The organism is Bacillus sp. RE35, assembly GCF_052146655.1.
Lineage (GTDB): Bacteria > Bacillota > Bacilli > Bacillales > Bacillaceae_G > Bacillus_A > Bacillus_A cereus.
In genome coordinates this window covers 3,489,157-3,507,027 of record NZ_CP197377.1, presented here as the reverse complement: position 1 = coordinate 3,507,027, position 17,871 = coordinate 3,489,157, and the positions used below count along the sequence as shown (strand labels likewise).

Genomic DNA, 17,871 nt, shown 5'->3' with positions numbered 1-17,871 from the left:
CTCAAATGGTTTTGTTTGTACATGCAAAAAAATATAACGTCGAATCCTCTTAAAGCGACTCAAAATAAGAGGTAAGATGAGGTGGGCTGATGCACTTCATAAAATACAGTCTGTAGTCTTAAAGAATTCAAAAGGAATATGAACAGATTGACAACAGAAGAATTAGGTCCGGTAGAAGGTAGTGTTCTGGATGCAGTACCAGATGTAGTTGTTCCTCACGTATCTGGTTTTCTAGTTAGAGGAATTATACATTAGATTGCATTACATTAAAAACAAAAGAAGATTTCTTAAACACTAATGAACACCTCTTAATTAGAGTGGATTTTCATATTTTTGAAATTGCAGATAGCGAACGCTATATAAATCGAGTAACAAATAACTAAGCAAACTAAGACAATACAGGAGGATTTTAACTATGCAAAAAACATTAGCTAAAGAATACATTGAATCTGTAGCAAAGGCTTTATTAGAAACATCTCCAAGAGAGGTAATAGAATTTAAAACAGTATTAAATTCACACCCACAAGGTAATGAAACTCATGCAGGGATAAACGAAGTAATTTCTCGTATTTTCACTGATCCATTATTGACAGAACTCTTATCTATTGTAGGAATTGAATCTGAAGAGAAAACAATACAAGAACCAATTCTTGCTAGCTTATTAGCTTCTCAAATTTCAACTCAACAACTTTCTAAACAAATTCGTGAACAAGTAGCGAAAGTAGATATGGATTCTTCAGTAATGATTCCTTACATGAAATTAGAACCAAAGGCTAATCTTGCAGCTTTCATCAAGGAACAAGCTGCTTTCAAAAAACTTGTAGAAGATATAAAGGCTCAATCTGAAGTGAATACCAAAGAAGATTTTGCTGCAAATATTAAAAATCAAGTAGAACAACAAAGACCTGCTAAGACTACTGAGGGAAAAATAAAAAGTATCCTTGATGAAGTTGTTAACGAAATTATTGAAGACGGAGCTGCTAGTCAAACAGTCTGCTTAGACCCTAGTGGAATTAAGGTTTACGAAATTCTATTTTCTTCTGTTTTTTATAAAAAGGCAAATATGTTAGGTTTTAAAGAGTCTGTAGAGTACAAGCACGAATACACAGCATATATCCTAAGTGAACTTGCTACTTATTTAGTTGAAGAAGAAGGCTTTAAACTATCCTTTGAGGTGGTAGAAGATAAGGTAGTAGCAGGTTTAGCTTAATAGCCTGGTATTAAAGAGAATATAGGATGGAAAAGGCTACCCTTATTTTCTGGAAATAGTGTAGTAGACAAATGGTAAAAACAGTGCGGTACAGAAAAAAATAGACATATCAGTTCTCTTCATTTAGGAGCGCTCAATAAAGTAGATTAAGTTTAACCTTGAACTAAACATAGGAAGTGGTTAATTTAGTCGTGCATTTTAATCTATACGGAGGTGTACGACTATGGCCATTCCAGTTATACAAAATCTTGTGGCTGCAAGTAAATATCCAATCAAAGCTCCTTATTCTATGAACGCAGAGTATATTACAGTGCATAATACGTATAATGATGCTCCTGCAAAAAATGAAATAAATTACATGATTGGAAATAACAATGAGGTTTCATTTCATTTTGCAGTAGATGATATTGAAGTTATACAGGGTATTCCAGTTAATCGTAATGCTTGGCATTGTGGAGATGGCGGTGGGAATGGAAACCGAAAATCTATCGGTGTTGAAATCTGTTACTCGTTGTCTGGTGGTCCAAGATACGAAAAAGCTGAAAGTTTAGCAATTAAATTCGTCGCTCAACTGTTACGAGAACGCGGATGGGGAATTGATCGTGTGCGTACTCATAAGAGTTGGACAGAGATTGGTGTTCGAAACGGTAATTCTAGAGCAGTTAAGAATTGCCCACACCGTATCTTAGATGAAGGGCGCTGGAATAGTTTCTTAGCAGCAGTACAAGCTGAACTTACTGGTACGGGTGCAACTATAGCACCACCAGTAACTCAACCCCCATCTTCAGATGGTATTGGTGTTGTTGAGATTCTTGTTCCAGAACTTAATGTAAGGGAATTTGCTAGCTTTGATTCACGAGTTGTTAAGACAGTGAAAAAAGGTGAAATGTATCAAACTTGGGGACTATCTAATGGTCTATACAATGTTGGAGGAAACCAGTGGGTGTCAGCAGGTCCTGCTTATGTTAAGTTTACTCCTGCAGGAAGTTCTAATGGAAATCCAGAAAATTTAGCTGGAAAACGTGATCCAATTGGGAAAATTACAACTACTGCAAATCTAAACGTTCGTACACAATCTTCTACAGATGGGGATATTATTCGTACTATCCTTAATGGAGAAACGTGGAATATTTACGATATTAGTGATGGATGGGCGAGAGTGCATGATGGTTGGGTTTCTCTATCTTATGCAAAGCTAACAAGATATTAATTTCCAAAAAAGTAGGCACATGTTGTGTCTGCTTTTTTATTTAGATAATTTAAAAGTTATTATTGACTTTATTTGATTATAGGGTTTTATTAATAATCCAGCAAATATATTTAAAATTAAATTAATAGATTTTAGGATGGTCTTCGCTGTGAGGAAGAAGACCCTAGTATTCAATACTAGATTAGGGGAGTGGTAGGAGCCCTTAATTTAAATATAAAAAATAAATACCGGAAAATAAAAGAGAAGTACTTATGATTTTAAATATTATTTCTCTTTCGCTTAGCTGTTAGAGCGCTTATCTTACACACATAGAGTTACAGGTTCAAGTTTGTCATTTTAAAAAATTATAGTTCTATAGCTCTGCATAGCCTATGCGGTAGCACGGATTAAAATACCGTTTGGGTCGTTTGTTTTTAATAAAACGAAAAGGAGTTTGATATTAGTTGAAAACATTTTTAAGCAACTTAGTCCCCAGGGTTTATAAGACTAGAAATACAATAATTATTTATTGGCTAGGTTATGAATTAGTACTAGGTAACTAATGTAACGATAATACTACAGATAGATATACTAATGGTCGAAGAGGATTACTAGCTAGGTGGGTAGTAGTTGGTAAGGTTTACGCGATTTTGTAACCTGTTCTTTCTGGTAACTTATGATTATTCTCTCGCTCGTACTATTAACAGATTAGATATATTTAAAATAATATATACGCCTAATGTAAAGAGTTTACTTGTGTAGAAAAAAACTACGTGGGAAAGCTCTTTTTTTACCTTGATTTTTAATTTTTAAGTGCTTACGTTTTGAGAGGAGTTATTTATTAACAACTCATAAAAGCAGTTTGATGTTGTTTCATTAAAAACATTTTACTATAACATGAAATGTTTAAGAAGTACTTCTATTTTCATAAATCATGACACTACTAATGATAATCATATTTTAATAGAAATATGTAGGTACTTCTTTCAAAAAGATAGTAAATAAACTATCAACAATCTCCTTTTAATAAACTTATAGAGAAAAATTGGGGAGAAATGTAATCTTCACGTGTCATAAATAGAAGTAAAGTTTTTATACAGGATTTTAAAGAAAAGTAAAATCTCCACTAAATTGGCTGTATTTCTGTTGTTAAAACAGCTTCATGACCATGTGGCAAATGAAACATTTTTACCAAATTAATTAAACATTAGTTGGAGGTAATTTATTATGCATCAAATTATTACAATTACAGGTCGCTTAACTCGTGATCCTGAGAGTAATACGTATGGTGAAAAGACAGTTTGTCGTTTTGCTGTAGCAGTAGATGATGGGTATGGAGATAAAAAAACTACTGATTTCTTTAATGTATCTGTTTGGGGGAAAATGGGTGAAAAGGTACAAAGATACCAAAAGAAAGGTTCTGTTGTGCAAGTAATCGGTAAAATGAAATCTTCTAAGAAGGATAAAACTACGTACTGGGAATTACGCGCAAATAACATTGTATTTTTTACCTTTGATAATAATAGTAATCAACAACAAAATAACTTTGAAATGTTCACTGGTGACATAAATATCAGTGATGATGATTTACCATTTTAAAGTAGGTTATTTATTGGTGGAGGTGATTATATGAGTGATCAGAGAAGGTTACGGTCGGAGTTAAAACAAGGGCTCCATCAATTTACGATGACCCTTTATAATTCTTATAGACAAACTTTATCGCATGAAAAATCTGTAGAACAAATATCCAACTGTTTAATAGAAGAGTATGAATATGTAACTAAACAAGTCATGAAACAAGAACAAACTTTTAATCTTGGAAGTCTTGTTGAAAAGGTGGAAAAACGTGCTAAGGATGAAAAGGACCCCGTAAAACAGTTTGAGTTGTATGAAGATGTGGAAATTCTATTGCGTGCACAGGAACTTGTTACAAAATACGAAACGGGGAAGGATAATAAATGAATATTGCAAAATTAATGTGTGTAATTAATAAGTTTTGGTTTTGATAATAGAATGTTTTGTCGATTAAAAGATGATATGACCCATTTCATATCAACAAAGAAAGATAAATTTATTATGAATTATAAAAATTTTTTTACTCAGTCACAAAACATTAAAGATTGATTTAATACAGTACTTCCTATAAGAGAAGCCAATACCTTTGAAAATAGATTATTTCTATTTAATAGATGTAAAATTTGTTTTTGGAGGATTTGATTATATTCAATTTAGGGGTGAACAATTAAAGGATAAAGATTTTGTTGTTATTGTTAGTCAGCAAACTTATAAATTGTTCCTACCAATAGTTTCTCATCTTTATTCTACGCGCATTCATAATACACACAATGAAGTAGATTCATACTTTCCTATGTTAGACAGTTCGGAATGGTCAACTAAAATACATTTCTATTATAAAAAAGTGAGGATTACGACCATTCGTTCAGTATATATTTTTTGAAAGGAAGGGTTAGCTATGCTAAAGAATCGTTCATGTTCATGGTGTGATAGCACCGGTATTACGGAGAAAGGATTTTGCTGTATGTGTAAAGGGAAAGGGTATATGGAAGTAATTGATCAAGCAGTGTTTGCTGCAAAACAACAACCTAACTTATCATGTCTTATCCGCGCTATTTCTAAGCATACGACTCCGGAGCAATTTTCAAACATCATGAATGATTGCTAAGTCTTAGCCAATTAGTTCAAGAGCTCCTTGAAAGAGGCTCCCTTTTTTTAGAGTTAATACCCTTAACTAAAGTAAGGAGAAAGGTAAATGTACTAGGGTTAAGATGTTTGTAAGTCACTTGTTTGGTTTATATATGTATACAAGTTTAAATTTACCAGTTAATCATGATTATAAGGAACAAGAAAGGGTCTAACCTGGCCTCCTAAAATTATTAACAACAGCAATATTAAAAACCGCTACATTGAAATCCCTCGATTAATACTCTAAAGAGATGTTTGAAAGAGGGATTTCAAATTAGGGGATGAAGCTGTATCAGAGGATATAGTTCATAAGTTAATAGAAGCTTAAGAGTAATTAAAAATTCCTACTAGCCTTGAGAAAAATAGTGGATTTAAAAATTGTAGAACTTGGATATGTGGTTAAGGTAAATTATGATAATCGTATGCACCAATGAGTGAAACCTAAATAGCAACAATAATAGAACTTGTTTACTCTCCCTTAAGAACATGATTTTGTAAATGTGATTTAAGTTGGGAGAAGAAAAAGTAGGATATGGCTCTAATCTCTGTAATTCGTTATGGTGATTAAGTACCATATCTTCTTTTTTTGGGGTGTTGCATATGTTTAAAGATGTTTTAATGGATAATAAGGGGGCATTAATTCGAATTATTGTCTTTGTACTAGCTTGGTTGAATCAGTATTTGACTTCTAAAGGCTATCAACCTTTACCTGTATTAGGTGAAGCAGAAGTTGCTGCTGTTGTTACATTTATCGCATCGGTGCTGACATTGATAAATGATAACAAGGTAACGTCAAAGACAAAAGAACTTAAGGAATAATGTCATCTTGTAAGACGGGCTTAAATGCTCGTCTTATTTTTTTACCGACTTATTGACGTTTTCAAATTAACTGCTTACGTTTCTATTGAGAGTTGTGAATAGGGGGGATTTGCATTTATGAGTACTTACATTACCAAATGAAAATACAGCATTTAAATTGTAGCCACCAACTATAATAAATGTGAAAGTTAGGCGTTAAATCCATTTGAAGAAGTTGAGAGTTGTGAAGAAAATTTAATAGAAAATCAATTAGATAGAAAATATTTTTGTATAACCGAAAGGGGAAGCTCAAGATGATAATTACATAACATGCCGTCAGGAGGTATAAGCAACGTGTTGGAAAAAGAACTGCTTCTAAGAAACGTGTTGTAATGCAAATTAATCGAGATCTTGCTCGTGATGTAAAATACCGCAAACCTTCTAAGGTTAAAAATCATTATATATTAGTAACATCTAGATACCAAGCTGTTTGTTACAAATCTAGAGTTGTTACTATCACTGGTCCGAAAGATGATGTTACCAACTACAAGTATACCACTCGTTGTGATCAGGAGTTGGGTCTTGTTGCATAAGTGTAGTAAGAAACAAATGGCGAATATGAGAATGTAGCAATTTGTAATTATGTAAATAGATTCAGCTTTATAAGAATACTAAAGGAAGGGGCTAGAAATTAGAAACCAGAAAGAAAAGCAAACGGCTGGGAATGTCGTGTAGAAAAATAGAGATTTAAAACCCGGGATTACTTAATGGTAAAAGATAAAAAGGCTATAAATACACATTTTAAAAAATAATTATTAATCCTAAGTATTTGTTTTTAAATATACATTTGAAGTGTTTTGAGAAAATTGACCCCACTCCGTTATTTCGTTTTGATGAAAAATATCTACTTTATTTATCTAGTGAGATCATTCAATCAAGAAATAAGAAAATCCAAGAGGAAAATGAAAGGATAAATTAGTGAGAATGTTTAGAAAGATGACAATGATTTCATTGAATGTTTATGTAAAGTTAATTGGTATCTTAAAATGGAGTATGGCAAAATTATTAGAGTGTAATGCATATGTTTTTATATCTTAGGGGTGAAAAATTTGAATTCAGCAAACTTGGGTTGGTTTATTTTATCTCAAACAATTTTGGGAATTGGCAGTTATGCAATTATGTGCGCTATATTCTGTTTAAGGTTCCATCGAAACATTACGATAATTTCTCTACTTTCATTTTTGACTAGTATTATTAATTACTCCATCTACTTTAATAAACAAGAAGGTATTGGTTATTTAGTACCGATTATAGGAATGCTGATAACTTTCCTTTATTTAGCTGCTATAGAGAAGCTTTCTATTATTTGGGCACTTGTAGTGACTGTTGCAGGAGGTGTCATTATACCTCTTATTATTCAAATTATGATCATATTTGCTTCACTTGGATTTTTTAGTCCTTCTGAATTGAAAGAGCATATTTGGAGGAATTATGCAATGGATATTACATCTGGTTTTAGCTATGCTTTATTAGCATTTGTTCTTTATTCTCAAGAGTGGACTTTTAAATTTGATTTCGAAAAAATACGTTTTAAATATGAGAAATATATAGTGATAGGAATTTCTCTTGTTGCGGCAATTGTTCTACCTGCTTCAATGTTTATGACACATGTAAAAGGTACTGATTTGAATTTAATATTTTTAACTATTAGCTCAACTTTAGTATTTATTCTACTTTTAATATTTTCCATAAGAAAAGAACGGACAGAAAAACAGTTTGACAAAACAATTAAGGAGGTAAAAACGAATGCTCAAAAAAATGATGTTTAATCTTTCAATGGCTGCAACTAAGATGTCTATTACTAGTAGTATTTCTTGGTGGTGGCAATAAATAATTAATGAAGAGGGCAGGCATCTTTATGATGATGGCTTTCTTTTTATAGATAATAATCAGATTTATTTGTAAATAAATAAAATGTCATAGAATCTTCATTCTAATTTAATTAGTTTTTTTATGTATAATATGGGAAAATTAAGTGGTACCAGTAATTATATCCATGGGATAATTTTACAATAAATGTAAGCGGGAATGTCTATCTAAAAAAGATGTCCATGTGCTTATAATTTTTAGACAAGGTTCAGTTGGAAGAGTAGTAGGTTTTAATAATATTACTGAAAGAAGCCGAATTCACCATACTTATTCATATAACAAGGGAGTAGTAAATAAAATGTCAAACAAAGATAAATCAAATATATTTGAAAAAACATTTGGTGAACTACTAGAAAACAACAAAGAAGAGAATGATGCGGTGATTTATCAATCGAGAGATAAATTACAAGAGGTCTTGTTAAGAGCAGAAGGGAAAAAAATCTTATCGCATGAAGATAGGGAAAAATCAACTGAGGGGTATATTTCTCCTTCCATTAAAGATGAAAAGTTGGAAGAGTTTGTAGGTGAAATGCCATTACCTCCTATTAATAGAGAACAAGAATCAAGGGCTGTATCTATTGGTTTACAAGAAATTCGGGAAATGAAGGAGTATATGCTGTATATTCATCGTTATATGATTAATGAATTTAATCGAATTTATGCTTCATTTCCAATTCTGTTTGCAAAAGACTTTGAAGATAAATTCGGCACTGCTCATAAGGAATTAGCCACAATAATGGAAGATATCGAGCATTTCATTATTGGAGATATTTATAATGTAGAGGCAGTGAAAAATGATTTTAAACTCGTTCAAATCCTCGAAGGAAAGCGGCTTTCAATCCTCTATGATTTTTTAGAATATCAAAATAATAAAAAATACAATAAAGACTTGTAAAATCAAGTGTAAGTGCTTATATTCTGTTTGGACATTTTATATTATGGTGTAAATGATTTTTAAGGTAAAACAACTGTTACAAATTTTGCATAGGGATGAGGTAGTTTATATGGAGAACAAACAAATCGTATCATATAATGCACAGTCAAGAGGTCATAAGACAAAGGGGAATACATACAAAGAACGTTACGTCGAGAATACATGCCCGGAGTGTCAAAATCCTCGTGCATATAAAGATGAATGGAAAACAAGGATTAAGTATACATGCTTAAAGCGTGCTTGCCGTCATCAGTGGTTCGAAAAGAAAGAGTTTCCTGAAGTTAAAGAATAAAAATAATGTATAAAGAGTCCGTTCTTTTAGGAGGGCTCTTTTTTATTTTACTTCTCTATAAAAACTTCTAACCTTCTCACTACTGTAACAACAGAAATATAATAATGAGAGGACTTGATTCAAAATGAAAACAAAAATCAAAAAGGGAAAAATAATACAGAACTGTTTAAAAGTCACGGCAGCAACCGTAGTGGCTAGCGGTGTAGGATTTCAATTTTATGAGATTCAAGAGTTAAACAAAGAAGTGAAATCCTTAGAGAAAAACCATAAACAAACTGTCCTAGAATTAAAAACCGCGAATGAAAACAACAAAGTATTAGAAGAACAAAAAAAACAAATTGCAGCTAATACAGAACAGCTTTCTATTGAATTAGAAGAAATAAAAAATGAAAACGAAGCTATGAATGAGGGGAAACATCAGTCTCAAGAAGAGAATCAGAAACTTCAAGCAGAGAATGCAGATTTAGCTAAGCAATTGCGCGAAGCGAAGGAATCTGCCAGGCCAGTGATGCCTGAAAAAACATCATCAGACGAATCTGATCCTCCTACTGCTAAAGATACTAGTGTTTCTAAAACGATTATGGGGATTGGTACTGCTTATACATTAAACGAGTCAGGAGTTACAGGTATAACAGCTTCAGGTAAGACAATACAACCAGGTATGATTGCAATGGATCGCTCGGTTCCAATGGGAACAAGAGTAAGAATTACATGTGATTCTTATCCATATATTAACGGAATTTACACTGTCGAAGATCGAGGTGGTGCTATAAAAGGAAACATAGTAGACATTTATATGACAGATGCTGACAGAATGAATGACTTTGGACGAAGAGATATCAAGATAGAATTTCTTAACTAGTTGATGATATGGATATCATTGGGCACGGTTGCTGAGAAAATCAGGAGAACATTAGAAGGAAAAACAATTTTGGTATAACTATTATTTAGGTAAACAAACTGAAAGAAGTACAATGAATAGCGTAATACTTTATATTAAGAAAAATAGAATTAAAAAAGTTTTATAAAAATGGCCCATTGTATTATTTGATGGGCCATTTTTATGCATTCTTCAAAGAACGCGAAGTAAGTAGGAGAAGATGAGTTTGTTTCGGACAAGAGATGACAGGAACCATATTAATTTTTCCACGTACATAAAGTGGTACTATATACCGAATGTACGTTTGGTGTATAATAGACCTATATCGAAATGGAGGTGAAAGAAATGAGGCGCAATAAAGTATCTAAATTTTGTATCTAACCAAATTAAGCACAGGCACTGGTAACTAATAAAATAGTTAGCTATTTACATGTTATAGTCAATCACTTTCTATATTCTCTTTGGGATAACGTATACAAAGATACAGGGAAAGGTTTGACATATGGTATATGCTTTCATAAACTTTCTGCCATGAAGAAAGTGTTTATTTTGCAAAAAGAAGTGGATAGTATTGCGATTCAGTCGCCTATTTGCAACATTGCGGATGCAAATACACTTTTTTTCAAAAAATAAACAGTATCCTGGGTTTCAAATCTAATAAGAACGAAGGAATCTTCTCATTAAAATAAACAGCTAGTAAAGGTAGCTAGAATTGATTAATATATGGAAAATTATTTGGACAAAGTCTCAAATTAAAGAATGAAGCGATAAGGTTTCTAACTGCATGGACTGTGAAGATGGTCTAATAAATTAGAATTCTAGAGAAATCTTTATTTAGGAATTTTCTCTTCTAAACGAAGTGAAAGTGTAGGCAGTTAAGTATAGTATGTAACATAAATAGGAAGGAAAACGTTTTTCGACTAAATGAAATAAAAGTCTATACATCAGAAGAATTGAAAGATAAAATGGAACTTGACCTAAACCAACATTTAAAACAGGTAGTTGAAATGCCGACTATGCTAGGTGTTTCACTAAGAATGGATTATGAAAGTATTGCTTCTATTTCAGATTGGTATGTAAATAAGAAAAAGCTATCGATTATATGGGCAGAAATACTGAATTAATTAGATTTTTTCTATACGATGACGTACTTAAATGTAGGATTAAATTCATTCGTGGCAAATATGTCGTGAAAGATGATTGAAGTGTGTAAACATTTATAAGTATGCTTTCAATCTTGAATAGGTAGGGCAGAATTTTAGGAATACGACAAAAGTGAGAAAATGAAGCACAATGTAGAATTACTCCAAGTTTTAAAAGAGGATTTAAGCAGAAAAGTTAATGTACATGTAGTTATAAAAAGTGTTTCACGTATAAAGGTTAAAAAATAATATGAGGAATTTGGACGATACTTACAAGATTGAACGTTACTCGTAAGTAGTACCTTTTACAGACATTAATTGCATTATGTACAAAAAAATTATGGAAAGATAAACGAATTCACTGCTTAATTTCGCCTTCTAACAGGGGATTTTTTGCGTTGTTTTCAAACATTTCGCACTTAAAAGACCCGTGGGAGGGAGAAAATTGTACAGATTATTATTACTTGAAGATGAAGTTGAAATCGGTAGCACACTTGAAATGATTTTAAGAAGCGAAAATTATCATATTGATTGGTTTACTACTGGTGATGAAGCAGTGAATGCTGCTGTATCTAATGATTATGACTTAATGATATTAGATGTCATGTTAAAGAAAACAGTGGGAGAGTTAAATACTCGTATTTCAAATGGCCTTGAAGTTGCAAGGTTAGTGAATCAAAAAAAGAAAATTCCATATTTACTCCTGACATCAAGAAGCGAACCGCTAGATATTATGCAAGGCTTAGATATGGGAGCAGAAGACTATATAACAAAACCATATGACTTAACGGTGTTGCTTGCGAGAATCCGAACAGTTTTAAGAAGAAGTTGTAGTAACGATATTTCTAACGGAGGAATTACTCGATGCGGTAATATTGAGATTAATTTATTAACGCACAAAGTAATTGTTGAGGGTAAGCATGTTCATTTAACTAAACAACTTTTCGAATTATTACATTACTTCATCATTCATAAGGGACAAATTATTTCTAAAGAAGAATTATATAAAAATATTTGGGGATATGATCCTTCAGAACTTCAAGAAACAAATACTCTGGAAGTAAATATCCGTAGGTTAAGAAATTCACTTGATATTGATATAATCAAAACAGTTCGAGGTAAGGGTTATGTTCTTGAAGTCTCTAGTTGCTAGAAGGATAAAAAATAATAAATTACATATGAAGATAATGGCGGTGGCAGTCATTGCTGTTACCTTAATTACAATACCCATTCAGCTACTATTTTTTATTTCTGTTGTTTTAAAAAATGGGGAAGAAGCGTTTAGTCATATCAAGTACAGAGCGATTCAGATTGAAAATGAAGCTTGGAGAATTGGCGGGGTTGATAAGATACATCAGGAATTTTTTGATGGAATTCTATTAAAAGGTGAAGAAATAAAAGTTTCATCTGCAGCAAAAAACATTGAATACACTTTCTACATTAAACAAAACGAAGAAGCAATAAGTAGTGTAGATAAATATTTTGCAGCCTTTTTAATAGAAACTTTAGTTAAAAGACATCAAAAAGAAATAAATAAATTAGGTAACATATCAATTCGTAACGATGAAACAAATGGCCTTTATTATATGACTTATAAGCATACTTTTAAACATGGAGATAATAATGAAACGATTATAGTAAAAAGAAACGTAACACCAATTGTTATAAAGCTAATAGAGAAATATCAAAAAGAATTTTTTATTTACTTATTGTATTTCATTATTGCTATAAGCATATTTATCTATTTTGGGATTGGCCTAGTATTTCGCTTCTTTGGGAAAGCTCTTGATAAATCATTTGTGGAGTTAAAAGAAAAGGATTACAAGGCTAGAATAGACATAAAGGATAGTTATGGAAAAGAAATAAGCAATGTTCAGCATCAAATCAATGATATTCTTGAGCAAATGCAAAATCATATTGAAGTTAATATAGAGTCCATGCAGGATGTTTCACATGAGGTAAACAATAAGTTAACCTCAATTAAACAATCTATTGATGTGCTACGATTTTACGGAACAAATAATAAACTAATTGTAGAACAAAAATTAAAGTCAATAGATGATAATATTGAACAAATTACAAAAGTTATGTCTACATTTCTCGATCTTGCAAAATTAGACCGGGGAATTCATATGGATGCTACAAAATCTCGGGATGTAAAAGAAATGATTGAGAATTACCTACAATATATAAAAAAGGTTTTTCCTGATTTTGATTTTATTGGTAAATATGATGTAAGCTCGCCAATTATTCATTTTAATAAAGAACATTTTGTATTAGCCTTAAATCCTATCATTGAAAATGCAGTTAGGTATTCATTGCATAGTAATGAGATAGTCATTCATATTCGAGAAGGTAAATATTCAAACTATGTATATATTGATATTATTAATTGGGGTATTCAAATTGAAAAAGAGGAAATCCCACAGTTATTTAATAGATATTACAGAGGGAAGAATATTGAAAATTCAATGAAAGGGTTCGGAATGGGTTTAACAATATCCAAAAAAGTGATGCATTTATATAAGGGGAAAATTCATGTAAAGAGTTATGAAGATGGCAAAAACATTTTTACATTAATCATACCCTTGCATCAGGAATCGAGAGGTGATACCTAATGGGAAATAAGATTAGGAAATTTCTCAATAATTTTGTGAAACGTGATAAACTACGTGTGCAAGTAGTTTTATTAACCCTTATACTTGTTCTTGTTTCAGCAATACCAGTCAATTTATTTTCTATTTATAATGAGCTACAACTAACAACTCAAAGAGAATTTGAATCTATGTTTTCCAGGGTAGAGAAAATACAGGACAAAATAGTTTCTTCAGGAATAGGTGCATCACAGGAACTTGATTCTGAGTTCTTTAAGCAGATTAGCTATCCAGGTGAATCAATGAAAATTCGCATGGGTGAACAAGGAGCACAAGATTATCATTATGCAGCTGAGTATGAACAGAATGATAAATTTGGTATGTTTGAAGCTCAAATACTGACCTTATTCGTCCCAACCTTTTTTGATTCTATTAAAGCACATATGAAATCACTAGATGCTACTGCTGATAAAGATAGTTATAGTTTTTATATTGATGAAAAAAATAAAGCATATGGTGAGATTTTACATTCTTTTAAACATAAAGGTCATTATGACACGATAATCATAAAAAAAGATATAACACCTAATTTGAAGATGCAAATGGTTAATAGCATGGAAAACTTCTTATATATGTTCATTTGGTTTTTCTTCTTTTCAGTTGTGTCAGTATTAGTATGTTTAAAATTTATTTTTAAACCATTACAAAGTGCAATCGATTCAAGTTTTGAAAATGTAGTAGATAATAATTATCAAACAAGGATTGAAGATCCTTTGTATGGAGAAGAAATATCAAAAATTGTTCATCGTTTTAATGCAGTGTTAGACAGGATGCATGAGCTTGTACAAAACAATCTTAATTCCATGCAAGATGTATCGCATGAGATAAAGACATATCTTACGGCAATCAAACAATCTGTTGATGTTATTAAAATATATGGAAAAAGTGATGATAAACTAGTTGCTGAAAAACTAAATGCTATTGAAGATAATATAATTAGGGGAACGGCCATTATATCAACTACGCTGGAACTAGCCCGTTTGAAACAAATCCCAAATATTGATAGTGCCAATTACTATGACGTGAAATATTTAGTAAATTTCTTGTTAAGATTTAAGCAAGAAACCTATCCGAGTTTTATTTTTGAGACAGACTATGATTCTGAAGAAGTTGAGATATTTATAGACAGGAACCATTTTTTCTTAATGATGAATCCAATTCTTGATAATGCTGTTAAGTATTCAATGAATTCAAATATAGTTAAAATAGATACCATTTCTAAAAGAACTGATAATATGGTATATATTTCTATCACCAATACGGGGGTTGTTATTGATCAAAAAGAGATTCCTTTTCTCTTCGATCGTTATTATCGTGGGAAAAATTTGGGGAATTCAAAACAAGGATCTGGTTTAGGCTTGACCATAGCTCAAGAAGTAATGAATCTGTATAAAGGTCGAATAACTGTTCATGGCACAGCAGATGGAGTAACATCTTTTATATTAAGTTTTCCAAAGGCCATTAGAAGAGAAGACTCAGGAAATTTATCCTGAGTCTTTTTATTTTGATGGTGAGAAATAATAATTATATAGATACATTAATCTTAGGTGGCAAAGTATTTGTTAGAGTAATTTGAAAAATAATTTTTTGGGATTATAACTAGGGTCTGGACTATTTCTACCCCAATCTACTTCAAACTTGCTGTACATTCAAACAATAGAGATTGAATGTATTCATCTTGTGGAGCTTTAACGCTCGTATTTTTTTAAGTGGGCTAAGATATACTCCATTTTTGCAGTTGAGTTATTTGAATTTTGTTTGCGTTGGTACTCTGCAATTTCTTGGAATAGGCTTTCTTCAAGAGCTTGAATGTCATCTCTATTATAGTTCATTATTTCATCCATCTCCAATGTATATATGAGGTTGAGCAAGTCATCAATTTTCTCTTCATCTACTATAAGTCTGGAGAATTCTTCAAGAGATAAATCTACCCCTATATTACCACGGTAAATCTTCAAGCAACCACACCTCCCTTATGTAAGTCTACAAATACCTAACATAGACAGCATCTCTGAAATCATTGTATCTCTTAATTTATAGATGAAAATGATTTTATAGGAAGTGTCTTATTTCTTTACTTTACCGGTACTATAAAAGATTTTACGCTAACTAATCGTGTAGATAGGTTCTATCTCAGTCCTATATTTTTTTATATTCTCCAAAAGAGTATCAATTCACTCAATTCTTCTGTATTTTCTTTTTAGAGAGTTTTTAAGAAGAGAATTTTTAAATCTTAATTCAAAACGGTTATATCGTCGTTATCTGTCATTTCTATAACTTTTCACCTCAAACGTTAATAAATTTAAGCACAATAATTCCTTCCTGGACTAACTTATTTTAAGAATTTGAACCATTAGAAATGAGGGTGTAAAGTATTATCTCAAATATTTAAAGGTGAGTTAGCTCAATTTAGCATTTATAAGAAAAGGTACCTTTTAGCTTTTTAGCAAATGTGGTATAAAGGAAGATGGAGTGCTTGAGGGAGGAATTAGTCATGAATAAGCAAGAAGCGATAGAGATCATTAAGAATTCTTTTTATCATTTAATGTTCGAAGAAAATGTTAAAGTGGGTTCAATTAATGTTCTTTTGTATTTTCCATCTATAGGCATAGCAGTGTTAGAACCTAATAAAGATCGAAGACACTTACTTACAGAGGATAATATTGAAGATATGGATGAACTCTATATTAAAAAAGAATTAAAAGCTAAACCCATTTATTTAGATTTTGAAAACGATGAATTCAATATTGGATTTGTTATCAATGACATACTGTTGGAGGCAAGATTTGCACCAGCAGAGAATTTTTTGGAGAGTAGAGGTACCTAAGAGAAGGGGGTTAATTATTACATAACTCTTTTTGAAAGTCTCAAAATTTAATTATTGAGTCCTATTATAGGAGTATAAGACTTATCTTTCTTGATATGTACCTCACTATAAATGAACTATACTTGAAAGAAAGAGACGTATTTACGTCTCTCTTTTATTTTGAGGAAAATATAAGGTTTGTGAATTTCTGATATAACTCTAAGTTAGAATGTAACGTTTTAAAATCAAAAAGAGCTTGTTCCTCTTAATTATTAAATTGAAAAGTTAGGCGAACAAGTTAATTTACTAGAAGAAAGCACAGTGTTTTATAATCAAGTCCAACAGAGTGTGTTGTAATAAAATGTTTAGGTAATAGGTTTAAATATTTTATTCATTGTGAAATTAAAATAGTGGACACAGTAAAGAAGACTATGCTTCAAAAGGATTAAGAAAATTTGTATTCATAGAGTTTTTCCCTTCTTTAGAACATCTTAAAATTAAAGAGAGAAAAGAAATTTAAATTTTTATTTATTTGGTAAAAAATATCAAAATTTTGTTTTAATTTCTTATTATTTTTTATATAATAAGAACATCAGTTCGTAAAAGGTAGAAAAATCATAAACTAACAGAACAAGAGGGAATAGGAAAATGAGAGAAATGAGATATGGGTTATCGGGATATTTAGCACCGGATGGTATTTTCTATGAATGTGACTACGGTAAGCATAGCGAACTTGCCAATGAGCTTATTGAAAAATATAAAATAAAAAATAAAACGAACTATAACGAAATTGCAACTAGAGGAGAATTTTTAAAATTTGGCACATATCCTTGGTCAAGTAAAGAGGGGTGTAGTGGTTGCCACGTTTTTAAAAGTCTATTCCACCCATTATCTAATAAGCAATCTATATGGATAAATGAGAATTTGGATAAACTTACTGACAAGCAACGTTCTGAATTGAATAGATTACTTGATCAAGAAGAGCTCATAAGAAATAAATTAGCTATGGAGAGTAAGAAAGATGTGGAAAAAATACAGATTTCATATAGAGTTGGTACAAGATTATCAGCTGTTGGTGTTTAACGCTAACATTTTTATTAATTTTACTTAAATAGATAAAAAGTATTAATTAAACAGTTATTGATGCGGTCTTCGGAGTTAATAAATTTAGGGAAATGACAGCCTAGAAATACTAGGTTTAATCAAAAGGAAATTAAATTGTGGGGATAAGAACAATTAGAAAAGGAATTTGACTTATACTTTTCAGTTGATAACACTTGCTTGTTTAAAGCACATTAACTTTGTGTATTGAAGTAACTTTGAGGTTTCGAAAT

The 17,871-nt window shown here is 31.3% G+C and carries 18 protein-coding genes and 1 pseudogene; 18 read left to right on the top strand and 1 reads right to left on the bottom strand.

Features of this window, described 5'->3' with window-relative positions; all coding sequences use genetic code 11:
• Positions 1–415: 415 nt before the first annotated feature.
• From ACTL4X_RS17865 to ACTL4X_RS17790, 16 genes and pseudogenes are all read left to right on the top strand, one after another.
• Entirely contained in the window at positions 416–1,210 is a 795-nt protein-coding gene (locus tag ACTL4X_RS17865; protein WP_001172955.1) for a hypothetical protein, read from the top strand.
• Between the two features lie 223 nt (positions 1,211–1,433).
• On the top strand, positions 1,434–2,420 hold the full coding sequence (locus ACTL4X_RS17860) for an N-acetylmuramoyl-L-alanine amidase (protein WP_086401400.1): 987 nt from the start codon (positions 1,434–1,436) through the stop codon (positions 2,418–2,420).
• 1,206 nt (positions 2,421–3,626) lie between these two features.
• Entirely contained in the window at positions 3,627–3,998 is a 372-nt protein-coding gene (locus ACTL4X_RS17855) for a single-stranded DNA-binding protein (protein ID WP_000553952.1), read from the top strand.
• A 30-nt stretch (positions 3,999–4,028) separates the two neighbouring features.
• The gene (locus ACTL4X_RS17850; protein WP_001283602.1) at positions 4,029–4,361 is read left to right on the top strand and encodes a hypothetical protein; all 333 of its coding nucleotides are present in this window, start codon (positions 4,029–4,031) and stop codon (positions 4,359–4,361) included.
• A 199-nt stretch (positions 4,362–4,560) separates the two neighbouring features.
• Positions 4,561–4,857 (top strand): dihydrofolate reductase, encoded by a 297-nt coding sequence (locus ACTL4X_RS17845; RefSeq protein WP_002098167.1) that lies wholly within the window; start codon positions 4,561–4,563, stop codon positions 4,855–4,857.
• Positions 4,858–4,872: 15 nt separating this feature from the next.
• Positions 4,873–5,082 carry a hypothetical protein gene (locus ACTL4X_RS17840; protein ID WP_000916955.1) on the top strand — a complete coding sequence of 70 codons (210 nt, stop codon included), beginning with the start codon at positions 4,873–4,875 and terminating at the stop codon, positions 5,080–5,082.
• A 638-nt stretch (positions 5,083–5,720) separates the two neighbouring features.
• The gene (locus ACTL4X_RS17835) at positions 5,721–5,921 is read left to right on the top strand and encodes a phage holin (protein ID WP_227069120.1); all 201 of its coding nucleotides are present in this window, start codon (positions 5,721–5,723) and stop codon (positions 5,919–5,921) included.
• Positions 5,922–7,000: 1,079 nt separating this feature from the next.
• Positions 7,001–7,729, top strand: coding sequence for a hypothetical protein (locus tag ACTL4X_RS17830; RefSeq protein WP_225989755.1), 729 nt, complete (start codon positions 7,001–7,003; stop codon positions 7,727–7,729).
• A gap of 398 nt (positions 7,730–8,127) precedes the next feature.
• Positions 8,128–8,724 (top strand): hypothetical protein, encoded by a 597-nt coding sequence (locus tag ACTL4X_RS17825; protein ID WP_431154590.1) that lies wholly within the window; start codon positions 8,128–8,130, stop codon positions 8,722–8,724.
• Between the two features lie 109 nt (positions 8,725–8,833).
• Positions 8,834–9,055: a hypothetical protein gene (locus ACTL4X_RS17820; RefSeq protein WP_000428645.1), complete on the top strand. Its 222-nt coding sequence runs from the start codon at positions 8,834–8,836 to the stop codon at positions 9,053–9,055.
• Positions 9,056–9,245: 190 nt separating this feature from the next.
• A complete protein-coding gene (locus tag ACTL4X_RS17815; protein WP_225989753.1) occupies positions 9,246–9,917 on the top strand; it encodes a 3D domain-containing protein in 672 nt (223 codons plus the stop codon).
• Positions 9,918–10,334: 417 nt separating this feature from the next.
• A pseudogene (locus ACTL4X_RS17810) lies at positions 10,335–10,600 on the top strand (hypothetical protein); the annotation flags it as partial.
• A 300-nt stretch (positions 10,601–10,900) separates the two neighbouring features.
• The gene (locus ACTL4X_RS17805) at positions 10,901–11,059 is read left to right on the top strand and encodes a hypothetical protein (RefSeq protein WP_161945469.1); all 159 of its coding nucleotides are present in this window, start codon (positions 10,901–10,903) and stop codon (positions 11,057–11,059) included.
• A 463-nt stretch (positions 11,060–11,522) separates the two neighbouring features.
• Positions 11,523–12,230, top strand: coding sequence for a response regulator transcription factor (locus ACTL4X_RS17800; protein WP_000286076.1), 708 nt, complete (start codon positions 11,523–11,525; stop codon positions 12,228–12,230).
• Complete coding sequence (locus ACTL4X_RS17795) at positions 12,205–13,695, top strand: sensor histidine kinase (RefSeq protein ID WP_086401398.1); 1,491 nt, start codon at positions 12,205–12,207, stop codon at positions 13,693–13,695. The genes ACTL4X_RS17800 and ACTL4X_RS17795 overlap by 26 nt, the downstream gene beginning before the upstream one ends.
• Entirely contained in the window at positions 13,695–15,224 is a 1,530-nt protein-coding gene (locus ACTL4X_RS17790) for a sensor histidine kinase (RefSeq protein ID WP_071741016.1), read from the top strand. The genes ACTL4X_RS17795 and ACTL4X_RS17790 overlap by 1 nt, the downstream gene beginning before the upstream one ends.
• Before the next feature lie 195 nt (positions 15,225–15,419).
• Here the strand turns inward: ACTL4X_RS17790 and ACTL4X_RS17785 are convergent, their stop codons facing one another.
• Positions 15,420–15,689 carry a hypothetical protein gene (locus ACTL4X_RS17785; protein WP_025966539.1) on the bottom strand — a complete coding sequence of 90 codons (270 nt, stop codon included), beginning with the start codon at positions 15,687–15,689 and terminating at the stop codon, positions 15,420–15,422.
• A gap of 536 nt (positions 15,690–16,225) precedes the next feature.
• Here ACTL4X_RS17785 and ACTL4X_RS17780 point away from each other — a divergent pair.
• Complete coding sequence (locus ACTL4X_RS17780) at positions 16,226–16,558, top strand: hypothetical protein (RefSeq protein ID WP_001041141.1); 333 nt, start codon at positions 16,226–16,228, stop codon at positions 16,556–16,558.
• A gap of 636 nt (positions 16,559–17,194) precedes the next feature.
• Positions 17,195–17,620 carry a hypothetical protein gene (locus ACTL4X_RS17775; protein ID WP_232291853.1) on the top strand — a complete coding sequence of 142 codons (426 nt, stop codon included), beginning with the start codon at positions 17,195–17,197 and terminating at the stop codon, positions 17,618–17,620.
• Positions 17,621–17,871: the final 251 nt, after the last annotated feature.